Source organism: Catellatospora tritici (assembly GCF_019083965.1).
In the GTDB taxonomy this organism is placed as follows: domain Bacteria; phylum Actinomycetota; class Actinomycetes; order Mycobacteriales; family Micromonosporaceae; genus Catellatospora; species Catellatospora tritici.
Window position 1 is genome coordinate 26,017 of record NZ_JAHRCY010000023.1, and the last position, 11,271, is coordinate 37,287.

Annotated in this window: 12 protein-coding genes; 1 reads left to right on the forward strand and 11 read right to left on the reverse strand. The window is 73.3% G+C overall.

Annotation, left to right across the window (positions count from 1 at the left end):
* Positions 1-64 precede the first annotated feature (64 nt).
* The 9 genes from KUA19_RS34510 to KUA19_RS34550 form a co-directional block, all read right to left on the reverse strand.
* Positions 65-637 (reverse strand): HD domain-containing protein, encoded by a 573-nt coding sequence (locus KUA19_RS34510; RefSeq protein ID WP_308167820.1) that lies wholly within the window; start codon positions 635-637, stop codon positions 65-67.
* A gap of 54 nt (positions 638-691) precedes the next feature.
* Positions 692-1,597 carry a DMT family transporter gene (locus KUA19_RS34515; protein ID WP_217403000.1) on the reverse strand — a complete coding sequence of 302 codons (906 nt, stop codon included), beginning with the start codon at positions 1,595-1,597 and terminating at the stop codon, positions 692-694.
* A 49-nt stretch (positions 1,598-1,646) separates the two neighbouring features.
* Entirely contained in the window at positions 1,647-2,981 is a 1,335-nt protein-coding gene (locus tag KUA19_RS34520) for a glycosyltransferase 87 family protein (protein WP_217403003.1), read from the reverse strand.
* Positions 2,975-4,591 carry a polyprenol phosphomannose-dependent alpha 1,6 mannosyltransferase MptB gene (gene mptB, locus KUA19_RS34525; protein WP_217403004.1) on the reverse strand — a complete coding sequence of 539 codons (1,617 nt, stop codon included), beginning with the start codon at positions 4,589-4,591 and terminating at the stop codon, positions 2,975-2,977. Before mptB ends, KUA19_RS34520 begins: the two co-directional genes overlap by 7 nt.
* A gap of 148 nt (positions 4,592-4,739) precedes the next feature.
* Positions 4,740-5,378, reverse strand: coding sequence for a hypothetical protein (locus tag KUA19_RS34530; protein WP_217403005.1), 639 nt, complete (start codon positions 5,376-5,378; stop codon positions 4,740-4,742).
* Positions 5,379-5,555: 177 nt separating this feature from the next.
* A complete protein-coding gene (locus KUA19_RS34535) occupies positions 5,556-5,858 on the reverse strand; it encodes a hypothetical protein (RefSeq protein ID WP_217403006.1) in 303 nt (100 codons plus the stop codon).
* A 131-nt stretch (positions 5,859-5,989) separates the two neighbouring features.
* Entirely contained in the window at positions 5,990-7,219 is a 1,230-nt protein-coding gene (locus tag KUA19_RS34540; protein ID WP_443623189.1) for a glycosyltransferase, read from the reverse strand.
* Positions 7,216-8,418: a glycosyltransferase family 4 protein gene (locus tag KUA19_RS34545; protein WP_217403007.1), complete on the reverse strand. Its 1,203-nt coding sequence runs from the start codon at positions 8,416-8,418 to the stop codon at positions 7,216-7,218. The genes KUA19_RS34540 and KUA19_RS34545 overlap by 4 nt, the downstream gene beginning before the upstream one ends.
* Positions 8,419-8,555: 137 nt before the next feature.
* Positions 8,556-9,434 (reverse strand): sigma-70 family RNA polymerase sigma factor, encoded by an 879-nt coding sequence (locus tag KUA19_RS34550; protein WP_217403008.1) that lies wholly within the window; start codon positions 9,432-9,434, stop codon positions 8,556-8,558.
* A gap of 93 nt (positions 9,435-9,527) precedes the next feature.
* On the opposite strand from KUA19_RS34550, the gene KUA19_RS34555 reads away from it, so the two are divergent.
* The gene (locus KUA19_RS34555; RefSeq protein WP_254550565.1) at positions 9,528-9,983 is read left to right on the forward strand and encodes a carboxymuconolactone decarboxylase family protein; all 456 of its coding nucleotides are present in this window, start codon (positions 9,528-9,530) and stop codon (positions 9,981-9,983) included.
* Between the two features lie 143 nt (positions 9,984-10,126).
* On the opposite strand, the gene KUA19_RS34560 is transcribed toward KUA19_RS34555, so the two are convergent.
* Together KUA19_RS34560 and KUA19_RS34565 are read right to left on the reverse strand one after the other, a co-directional pair.
* Positions 10,127-10,459: a winged helix-turn-helix domain-containing protein gene (locus KUA19_RS34560; RefSeq protein WP_217403009.1), complete on the reverse strand. Its 333-nt coding sequence runs from the start codon at positions 10,457-10,459 to the stop codon at positions 10,127-10,129.
* The gene (locus KUA19_RS34565; RefSeq protein WP_217403011.1) at positions 10,456-11,220 is read right to left on the reverse strand and encodes a hypothetical protein; all 765 of its coding nucleotides are present in this window, start codon (positions 11,218-11,220) and stop codon (positions 10,456-10,458) included. The genes KUA19_RS34560 and KUA19_RS34565 overlap by 4 nt, the downstream gene beginning before the upstream one ends.
* Positions 11,221-11,271 lie beyond the last annotated feature (51 nt).

An 11,271-nucleotide genomic window follows, 5' to 3' on the forward strand; every position in this document is an offset into this window, starting at 1 on the left:
GACAGGGGTCGGCGCAGCAGGGCGGCGTAGTGGTACGGACGGCGAACGGTGCGCGAACTCTTGCCTATGCCGCGGCGAGCCGCCGCTCCACCCGTGCCGCCACCGCCAGCAGGTACGGCTCGCGCTGGTGGTGGATGCGCGCCTGCACCGAGTCGGCCCCGTGGCGCGACAGCACCTCGGCGATGCGCTCGGCGACCGCCATGCTCCGCCCGTACGGCCCGACGGTCTGGTCGGCGTAGGTGAGCGCGTCGGTCAGCGGCGACGCCTCGAACGGATAGCGGGCCAGCTCCCGGGTCAGGCCGCGCGCGGCGGCGGCGAACCGGGCCCCGGAGTGGTGGGCCACCAGCGCGCACAGCCGCTCGGGCCAGCCCTGCCGGTGCAGCCACAGCGCGCCGTCGAGCGGGTGGAAACCGGTCTTGGTCAGGTCCGCGTGGTAGCCGATGTCGTGCAGCCAGGCCGCGGCGACCAGCAGTTCGCGTTCGGCGGGGGCCACGGTGGCCGCCACCTCGCGGGCACGCCGCGCCACCCCGGCCGAATGCGCCCAGCGCTCCGGCAGATCCCGCAGGAGCCGCTCGGCGGTGTGCGCGGCGTGTGACAGATCGGGGCGGGACGGTGCGGACAGGGGCACATCGGCCACGCTAGATCCGTTTCCGGACCGCGCCAACCACGGGACCGGCGCCGAGCACTTTGTTCATCTGCTGTTCGCGTTCTGTTCCATCGGTGTTGGCAGGTCGGCGGCGGGTGCCAAGGTCGGGGAGAACGCCAGCGTGGCCACCCCGACCGCGATCGCCACCCCCGAGGCGGTCAGCGCGGACAGCGCGGTGAGGCTGGTCGGCGGGGCGGCGTCGAACAGGACGGCTCCCCGCACCCAGCTGCACACCGGATCGGCGACGGTCATCGCGGTGAGCGCGGTCGGCAGCGAGCCACTGCGGAACGCCTCCTGCACCAGCAGGGCGGCGACCAGGCCGGACAGGGCCAGGGCGTACAGCGGCCAGTGGCGGGGCACCGCCGTCGGACCACTCCGGGCCAGTTCGTCGGTGACCACCACGGTCAGCACCGCGGTGGTGCTGAAGCCGATCCCGGCGGCCACGCCGATCGCGGCGGTACGCGCGATGCGCCCGAGCCGCCCGCGCACCGCGACCACCAGCGCCGCGACCAGTAGCAAGGCGGTGAGCAGCACCAGCGGCACCCGGCCGTGGCGCACCGTCTGCGGCACCGACCCGCGCGCCAGCACCAGCGTCACCAGCCCGGCGACCACGGCCAGCGTGCCCCACCAGTCCCGTGGCGCGGGCAGCCGCCCGGTGCGGGCGGTGGCCAGCGGCAGCGCCAGCAGCAACTGCACCGACAGCAGCGCCTGCACGATGCTGATCGACCCGGTGTGCAGCGCGGCCGCGTGCACCACGAACCCGAGCACGTTGCAGCAGAACCCGGCCAGCCAGACCCGGTGGCGCAGCAGCCCCGGCACCACCGCGAGCACCGGCAGCCAGCCGTCGGCGGGCTGGTGGCGCTGGGTGCTGGTGACCCGGTGCTGCAGCGCCGCGGCCGCCGCGAACAGCGCCGCGGCGAGCACGCCGAGCGCGATACTGGCGAGGTTCATCGATTGTTTCCCACCCCTGTGCGCCACCCTGGGCCGGGCGGCGTGCGCATCATGGCCGGGCCGCGAGTACGGAGATCGACTCCCGATTCGCCGTCGAGTGAACGGCGGGGGACAGGACCCGCTCGTCGGCCTCGGCCGCACTGGTGACCAGCACCGAGACGGCCGCTGTCGGTACCACGGGCAGCCCGGCGCCGACGGCGACCGGCACCGGCACGGTTACCGCGGTCTTGGCGGGGCGCAACGGCATGCCTACCAGCAGGGCGAGGGTGACCCAGACGTACGCGCTGCCGCCGAGCAGGCCGCCCAGCCCCGAGTGGTGGTACCACCACAGCCACACCACGCTGCTGCACAGGATCACGTACGCCGTGCCGGTGCCCCAGAGCAGGCGGCGGCGACGGGCTGCGGCCTCCGCCAGCGCCACCCGGACCGTGATCGCCAGCGCCGGGATCGCCCACACCAGGTGGTGCACCCAGGTGATCGGGCTGACCAGGCAGGCGACGAGTCCGGTCAGCGCGAACCCGCCCGCCAGGTCGCCTGCGCGCACCGCCCGGCGCACCCGCCAGGCCCACAACGCCAGCACCGCCACCACGGCGATCAGCCATAGGGCCCGGTTCGGCGTGGCGCTCCAGCGGGCCAGCGCGCCCAGCAGCGACTGGTTCGAGATGTACGCCGTGTCCCCGACCCGACTGGTGTGCCACAGCGCGCCGGTCCAGAACGTCAGCGACGGCGCGGGCGCCACCAGCGCCGACACGGCGGTCGCGGTGGCAGCGGTGGCGGCGGCGGTGGCCGCGGCGCGGCGCCGCCCTGCCAGCAGCAGGAACACGATGAAGACGGCCGGAGTGATCTTGATGGCGGCGGCGAGTCCGATGCCGATCCCCGCCCAGCGGCCGAGGCGGCGGCCGCCCCCGCGCGCCAGCAGCTGCGCGTCGGCCCAGACCAGCGCCACCAACAGCAGGTTCACCTGGCCGAAGCTGACCGTGTCCCGCGCCGGTTGCAGCATCGCCAGCGCGCACGCGCCCAGCCCGGATACGAACAGCCGGTGCCAGCCATGGTCGCGGGCGATCGGGTCGACCAGCCAGTACAGCAGCGCGGCGCAGGCCACGGCGGTCAGCGCGGTGTGCGCCACGACGACGGTGTGCCAGCCGAGCAGGCTCATCGGCAGCATCGCCACCGCCGCGAACGGCGGATACGTGAACCCGTAGTGCGTGCCCGGCTTCAGGTAGTCGTAGATGCCGCCGCCGGCGTGCACCCAGTCGTTGACGGTGCCGTAGTACACGCCCACGTCGAACCAGCCCCGGTGCCCCGGCACCAGCGCGATGAACAGGGACACGGCGGTGGCCAGCCCGGCCACCCACAGCAGCCGGGCACGACCGGTCGTCAGCACGAGACGGGTTCCCTTCGTCGGGCGGCGGCCAGGCCGGCGCTGAGGCCGACCAGGACCGGGACGGCCAGCAGGGCCCCGGCCAGCGCGGCCGCCAGGTCGGTCAGGCGCGGGGTGAACCCGCTGGGGAAGACGAGCACCGCGAACAGCAGGCACGCCACGGCGGCCCAGCGGCGTACGCGCCCGTCCGGCGCGGCGGCGGCGATGGGGATCAGGCCCCACAGCAGGTACCACGGACGCAGGGCGGGGCCGAGCAGCGCCAGCGCGGTCAGACTCAATCCGAGCGCGTAAACCGGCCCGAACCGCCGCCGCAAGGTCACCCGAGTTGCCGGGCAACCGGGCGTATCTTGGGCGGCCGAGTGCCCGATTGCCGAGCGACTTGCGCGATCTTTGGCGCGCCAGGCGTACCCGGTGACGGCCACGGCGGCGGCCAGGCCGAGCCACCGCCACGCGGGAATGGCCAGCGGGGCCAGGTCGCTGCCGAACAGGTGCAGCACGTTGCGTGTGATCCGGCCGAAGGTGCTGCTCAGCGACCAGTTCTGGGACGAGACCGGGGTGTTGAGGGAACGCAGCCAGCCGTACCCGGTGCCGGTCACCGCCGTCACCGCGACCGTGGTCGCCGCGGCGAACAGCAGGATCAGCCCGAGCGCCGCGAGGGTGTCCGCGACACCGCGCCGACCCGCGGGCGGACCCCCGACGGGCAGCGCCCGCTGCTCGCCCGACCAGCCGCCGCGAATCCGGTGCGGTGTCGGCAGGCGGTCGAGGCGGGGCAGCCGGTCGCGCCACAGCCACCCGACCACGACCAGTCCCAGCGCGGCGGGCGCCTTCACCAGCGAGGCCAGGGTGATCAGCACCGTGGCCGTACCGAAGCGGGCCGCCGCGGCGGCGGTCAGCCCGGCGACGAGCAGGCCCAGCATCACGGCGTCGTTGTGCGCGCCGCCGACCAGGTGCAGCAGCACCAGCGGGTTGAGGCCGCCCAGCCAGAGCGCCGCGGCCGGGTCGACGTGGCAGGCGCGGGCCAGCCGGGGCAGGCACACCAGCAGCAGCACCACCCCGGCCAGGGCCACGGCGCGCATGCCGAACACACCCAGCGGCACGTCGGTGTCGACGGCTCGCGCCACCGCCGAGGCCAAGGCCAGGAACGCGGGGCCGTACGGGGTGGGCGTGTGCTGCCACACCGGCGGCACCTCGGCCGACAAGGGGCCACCGAGGCGCGACGGGCCGAACTCGTACACGTCGATGCCCGCGCCGACCATCGCGCCCTGCGCCAGGTAGCTGTACACGTCGCGGCTGAACAGCGGCGGCACCACCAGCAGCGGCGCCGCCCAGACGGCGAGCGTCACCAGCAGCGACCGCGGGTCGGGCGGTCGTGGCCCGCGCACCGCCCGGCCCAGCCGCCACCAGGCCGCCGACAGCAGCGCCAATCCGAAGTACGCGCAGACCAGCCCGGCCTGCTCGTGCTGGCGTAGCCCCGACAGGCCCAGCACCGGCGCGAGCGTGTCGCGCACGGGTAACGCACCTGCCGCCAGGCCGCCGAGCGCCAACGCGGCCGACCCGGCGAAGCCGAGCAGGCGGCAGCCGCGCGCGTCGGCGGTGGCTGGGGCATCGGGCACCCAGGCAGGCTGCCAGCGCATGGTGTACGAAACGCGACGGCCCGTTGAAGCAGCCGTGTCTGCCGTATGGCCGCCGTCAGGAGACCGAGATCGACGCCCGCCTGAAGGCCAGGCGTCGACCGGGGTTATGGGCAGGTGGCCAGGTCGGTCACCGGGGATCTGGGCGGTCCAGATTCCAGTGGCGGTTGGCGGTCAGCGCCCAATCGTGCTCGGCGGCATCCTGCACGGGGCTTCGCGAGACGACGAAACGGGTGATCACGCGCTGAGTGCGCTCGGCGTCGCCGTAGAGAATGTCCAGCCACAGTTCGCCGCCCGCGGCGACGACAGCACAGATGGCTCCGAACTCCGGGCTTGTCGGATCGCGCACCGTTACCTGACTGAAACCCAGGTCGCCCGCGGACACGTAGACGTCGCGGTTCAGGCGGCGGAAGTCAGCCGGGTCGCGGTGCGGGCTGTGCTCCTCGGCGGGCATGTCCCAGCCGTGCAGAACAGCGAGTCCCCGTCCGGCGTTGCGCACAGACATGACCAGATATACGACGGTGTCGGTGATTTCCAGGGCGGCGCGCCCGCCGTGCACCGGGAACCAGCGCCCGTCCAGGAAGCGGATCTCCTGCGTGGGGTCCTCCCACCGGGAAGGCAGGAGGATCGGGCGCAGGCTTTCCAACAGCGCCCGCTCGGCATTCGCCGTGGCCCGGCTCGCCGAACGCGTCGAAGCGAAGCTCGCGACCGCCAGCAGCGCGGTGCCGGCGGCCGTGCCGAGATCGGCGACCGTCACCCAGTCGACCATCAACCCTCCCGGCTCATCACACCAGGTGGCGCCCGGTTTATCTCGTCAACGCGCCTGACACCGTGCCGTCGACCACTTCGGCCGTCTGACACCGTGCCGTCGACCACTTCGGCGTGCTCGTCCGCCCGCATCCGCACAGCTCAACGATGGAACACACCCGCCGCGGTAGCGCCCAGGTCACTTCGACCAGGTGTACGAGTAAAGGGCGCACAGCGCATCCAGCGCTGGCGCATCCATGCCCGGGAACCGCGCCTGGACGTGCACACGCACCTTGGCTGCCGCGCTGAAAGCGTCGTTGACCTGCCAGTCGGGCACCACCTCGTCGGCCACCGCAAGCACGGCCGCGATGCGATCGAGCAGATCATCGGCGGCAGAACCGAACTCGGCCCGCACAGCCGAACTGTCCGGCGAAGGCCACGAACGTCTCGGCGAACCCCACATGAAGACCTCTACGGCGCGGTTCAACGGTTCATCGGACATCACGGCATCATGGCATTTCTCCTGGCGCCGTGAGGGCTACGGTCCGGGCCACCTGGTCAACCGGCCCTACCATCACACGTTCCGGCAGCTCACCGTGGAAGTGCACCTGCCCTGGGCCGAGGAACGCCGGATCAAACGAGCGTCCGGTGTACGGCGAGGAACCCGCGCACCGCGACGTCCCAGCCGAACCGCTCCGCCCGTTCCCGGGCCGCGCCCCGCCGCTGCGCCTGGGGCCGGGCCAGCAGCTCCAGCACCCCAGCGCTCAGGTCCTCGCCCGCCACCGCGACCCCGGCGGCGCCGACCACAGCGGGCAGCGCGCTGGACGCGCTGACCACTGCGGGCGACCCGCACGCCAGCGCCTCCAGCGCCGCCAGCCCGAACGTCTCCATCGGACCGGGCGCCACCCCCACATCGGCGGCGGCGAGCAGTTCGGCCAGCCGCTGCCGGTCGCCGACCCAGCCGGTGAAAGCGACCGGCAGCCCGGCCGCCTCGGCCTCGAGCCGGGCGCGCAACGGCCCGTCGCCGATCATCAGCAGCCGCGCGGGCACGCCCCGTTCGCGCAGCGTACGCAGGGTGAGCAGGGCGCGCTGGGGGCGCTTCTCCGGCGACAGCCGGGTGCAGCAGACCAGCAGCACCTCGTCCGGTCGGGCGAACTCGGCCCGTGCCCCGGCGTCGCGGCGCGACGGGTGGAACAGGTCCAGGTCGACCCCGAGCGGCACCTGCGTGACGTTGGCGGCGCCGAGGCTGGTGAACTCGCCGGTGGCCCAGTCGGTCGTGCACACGATCCGGTCGTAGTGGGCGGCGCTGGCGCGGTTGAGTCTGGTGGCGGCCAGCTCGCGTACCCGCGTGGGCAGCTTCACCACGCCGAGCAGGCCGTCGACGCTCTCGTGCGACACCATCACGCTGGGCACGCCGTGGCGCCGCGCCCAGGCACCGGTCCAGCGCAGCGTGGTGCGGTCGGACACCTCCAGCCGGTCCGGCCGCAGCCGCGCCAGCACGTTCAGCAGCGGGCGGCGGCGCAGCAGCAGCCGGTAGCCGCCCAGCGCGGGCACCTTCGGACCGGGCAGCATGATGACCCGGCCCTGCTCGGTCAGCTCGTCGCGGTGCTCCGGACCGGGGATGACCAACACCGGCTCGTGCCCGGCGCGCAGGTACCCCTTGCCCAGCTCCCGCAGCGCGGTGCGCAGCCCGCCGGAGCTAGGCGTGACGAAGTTGGCCAGCCGCACAATCCGCAGCGGCGGCCCCTCGGCAGCATCGACCGGCCCGGTCTCGGACGGGCCGCTGGTGACGGGCGCGGTCTCGGGCGGGCCGCTGGTGACGGGCGGGCCGCTGGTGACGGGCGCGGTCACGGGCGCGGTCACGGGACCGGCACCGGTACGGCGAGGCTGGTCGCGGGTAGCGACGGCGCGGGCGCCGTGACCGTGGGAGGTTCTGGTACCGCATCGGGGACGGTGCCGGTCGCGGCGTGGTAGTGGTCGATGAGCTGGTCACCGAGGGCGGCCCAGCCGCGGCCCGCGACGGCGGCGCGGGCGGCCAGGCCGTACGCGCGGCGCAGGGCCGGATCGGCGTGCAGCAGCCCCACGGCCTCGGCGATCGCGGCGGCGTCCACCGGCGGCACCAGCAGCCCGTCCACGCCGTGGCTGACCAGGTCGAGCGGGCCGCCGGTCGCGGGTGCCACCACCGGCACGCCGCTGGCCTGCGCCTCCTGCACCGTCTGGCAGAACGTCTCGAACGGTCCGGTGTGGACGAAGACGTCCAGGCTGGCGTACAGCCGGGCCAGCTCGACCCCGCGCCGTCCACCCAGCAGCACCGCACCGGGCACCGCCTGCCGGACCGCGTCACGGGTCGGGCCGTCGCCGACCACCACCACCCGTACGCCCGGAATGCGGGCCGCCCGCGCCAGCAGCTCGACCTTCTTCTCCTTGGCCAGCCGCCCCACATAGCCGACCAGCAGCTCCCCGTTGGGGGCCAGTTCGGCGCGCAGGCTCTCGTCGCGACGCTCGGGGTGGAACAGCTCGGTGTCCACACCCCGGCCCCAGCGTCCGACCCGGGGCACCCCATTGGCGACCAGCTGCGCCGCGGTCATCGAGGACGGGGCGAGGGTGGCCGCGGCGGCCGAGTGGATGCGGCGGATCCAGCGCCAGGCGACCGCCTCGCCGAGGCCGACGCCGTACGCGCGGGCGTAGCCGGGCACGTCGGTCTGGTAGATCGCGACCACGGGCAGACCCAGGTCGGCGGCGACGCGGGCACCCCAGGCACCGAGGATGAACGGGCTGGCCAGGTGCACCACATCGGGGCGGTGCGCGCGTAGGGCGGCGCGCAGGCGCCGAGTCGGCCAGGCCAGCCGGACGTTGCCGTACCCGGGCATCGGCAGCGACCCCAGCCGCACCACCGGGTACGGCTTGGGTGTGATCAACTGCCGGGTCCGGCGTCCCGGCCGGGGCGCGATGACCAGTGGTTCGTGGCCTCTGGTCAGCAGGTGGTCGGCGACGCGCGAGACGGAGTTCGCCACGCCGTTGACGTCCGGGGAGAACGACTCGGTGATGATCGCCACGCGCATGGCCGCCAGGCTAGGAACGCCAGCCAGCCCCCCGACGTCCCCCAAACGAAGAACACGCAAACGATGCGAGAAAGGAAGGGCCCCTTCTTATCGCTTTCCGTGGAAGAAGGGGCCCTTCCAAACCGCGTCGAGGGTGATCACTTGTCCAGGTACGTCACGTCCAGGTCGCGCAGCCGCTCCGGGTCGGCGACGATGTCCAGCTCGACGATGCGCCCGCCGCGGACCAGGAAGCCCAGCACCGACAGCAGCTTGCCGTCGACGACGGTGACCACGCCCGCCGCCCCGTTGACCAGTGCAGGACGCGCCAGTGGCGCGAGCTTGGAGTAGGTGACGGCGCCGGAGGCCACCGCGTGCGCGCCGCGTACCAACCGGGTCCCGCCGGAGGGGCCGTAGTCGGCGCGCAGCACCACATCCGGGTCGAGCACGGCCAGCAGCCCGTCGAAGTCGCCGCCGCGCGCGGCGGCCAGGAACGCGTCGACGGCCTCGCGCTGGCGCCCGAGATCGGGGTCGGGGGTGGCGGCGGCGCCCTGGACCCGGCGCCGGGCCCGGCTGGCCAGCTGCCGCGCGGCGGCGGGGTTGCGGCCCACGATCGGGGCGATGTCGTCGAACGGCACCGCGAACATGTCGTGCAGCACGAACGCCAGCCGCTCGGCCGGGTCGAGCGTGTCGAGCACCACCAACAGCGCCAGCCCGACCGCGTCGGCCAGCAGCGCCTCCTGCTCCGGGTCGGTGCCGGTGGGCGGGCTGAGGACCGGGTCGGGCACGTGCGCCTCCAGCGGCTCCTCCGCGTGGGTACGCCGCGAGCGCAGCATGTTCAGCGACACCCGGCCCACGACCGTGGTCAGCCACGCGGCCAGGTTGTCGATCTCCGCCGCGTCGGAGCGGCTCAGCCGCAGCCACGCCTCCTGCACCGCGTCCTCGGCCTCGCTGAGCGAGCCGAGCATGCGGTACGCCACCGCCCGCAACTGCGGCCGGTGCTGCTCGAACCGCCGCGCCAGAAATTCTTCGTCGTCCACGGTCACATTCCTCCGTCGTGCTGTGTCGAAGAACTGACCCGACCGGAGCGGCCGATGTGACCGGCCGCTCCAAGATCCTAAAGGAGATCCGACATGCAGGCACGAATGGCCCACCCCGCGATGACCGTCGAGGGCGCGTTCAAGGCGCTGGTGGGGCTGTCCGACGCGGCCGCGTCGACCGGTCTGAGCAAGACGCTGATGGAGCTGGTGAACCTACGCGCCAGCCAGCTCAACGGCTGCAGCGTGTGCGTGCAGATGCACGCCGCGGCCCTGCGCAAGGAGGGCGAGAGTGACGAGCGGGTGGACACGGTGGCGGCCTGGCGCGACGCGCCGTACTTCACCGAGGCCGAGCGGGTGGCGCTGGAGCTGGCCGAGGCGGTCACACTTCTCGCGGGCCCCGGCGAGCCGGTCGGCGACGAGCTGTGGGCCGAGGTCAACCGCCACTACACCGAGCAGCAGGTGTCCGGGCTGCTGCTGTCCATCTCGGCGATCAACGTGTGGAACCGCCTCAACGCCGCCACCCGCCAGGTAGCCGGCGCCTACGCCTGACGCCCCTCTCAGTTGATCATGAACTTATGGCACGGTTCAGCGGTGTGTCATGGCCACAACCTCCTGATCGACAACTGTCGCAGCGCAGTCGATCAGGAGGTTGTGCCGTCGACACGCCGTCGAGCCGTGCCATAGGTTCATGATCAACCCGAAAGGGGGTCGGTGGCGCGTAGGCGGGTGACGAGGTGTTCCAGGGCGGTGAGTTCGCGGCGTAGGGCGGTGCGGCCGTCGCGGGTGAGGGTCAGCCAGGTGCAGGGCTTGCGGCCCTCGTACGCCTTGCGGATGCCGACCAGCCCGGCCTCCTCCAGCACCCGCAGGTGGCGGCTGAGGTTGCCGTCGCTGAGCTGCAACTGATCGCGTACGGCGGTGAAGGTGCACTCCGGCGTCTCGGCCAGTACGGTCAGGATGCCCAGCCGGATGCGCTGGTGCACCGTCTCGTCCAGCTCCAGCACCGGGTTCGCCTCGTCCGGCGTCACCGGCTGCCGCCTCGGGTCCGCACGGCCCGCACCACCGCGAACACCACCAACGGCAGCGCCATCAGGATCAGTGTCGGGCCGGGCCGGTTGAGCCCGAACAGGGTGAACTCTCCGCCCAGCGCCGGGCCCTCGAACCCGCCGAGCACCCAGGTCATGGGCCCGGTGAGGTGCCCCATGCCCATCGCGCACTGCCACCAGGCGACCAGGCCGACCCAGGCGCCGGACAGCGCGACCGCTCGGCTGCGCTCGGTCCAGCCGAGCACCACCAACGCGAGCGAGACCGGCAGCAACGGGGTGGAGAACCCGGCCGGAAGCAGGTCGGCGGTGGTCGGCGGGGTGTCGGACAGGATCTGCGGGTCGACCGGCAGCGGGGCGGGCACGGCGGCGAGCACGGCCAGCGCGGCCAGCGCGCCCAGCGCGGTGATCACGAACCAGCGCAGCCGCAGCCGTACGCCGACCCGCCGGGCCCGGTAGTGGTACCACCCGGCGATCAGCGCGATGACCAGCGGTGTGCCGAGGAACCAGAACGCGTAGGACGCCGTGGCGCTGCGCTGCACGTCGGGCAACCCGGCCCAGAAGGTCGACGTGCCGACGGCGTTGATCTGGACGAACGGGAACCGGTAGAGCGCGATGCTGGCCAGCAGCAGCGCCGCGAGCAGGGCGACGGGCAGCCAGGCCCCGCCGTGGGCGCGGCGGCGCGCCTGTTCGCGCAGCTGTTTCAGATCGTCGAGCAGTTTCGTTGATGGGTCCATTGTGGTCATGGCCTGCTCCTTGTCATCGTGGCAAGTACTTTGTATCGCAAAGTCCTCGCT

Coding starts and splice junctions, on each gene's coding strand:
- KUA19_RS34535 (WP_217403006.1), bottom strand. CDS start 5,858: ATGTCCGATGAACCGTTGAACCGCGCCGTAGAGGTCTTCATGTGGGGT.
- KUA19_RS34555 (WP_254550565.1), top strand. CDS start 9,528: ATGCAGGCACGAATGGCCCACCCCGCGATGACCGTCGAGGGCGCGTTC.
- KUA19_RS34545 (WP_217403007.1), bottom strand. CDS start 8,418: ATGCGCGTGGCGATCATCACCGAGTCGTTCTCCCCGGACGTCAACGGC.
- KUA19_RS34515 (WP_217403000.1), bottom strand. CDS start 1,597: ATGAACCTCGCCAGTATCGCGCTCGGCGTGCTCGCCGCGGCGCTGTTC.
- KUA19_RS34530 (WP_217403005.1), bottom strand. CDS start 5,378: ATGGTCGACTGGGTGACGGTCGCCGATCTCGGCACGGCCGCCGGCACC.
- KUA19_RS34565 (WP_217403011.1), bottom strand. CDS start 11,220: ATGACCACAATGGACCCATCAACGAAACTGCTCGACGATCTGAAACAG.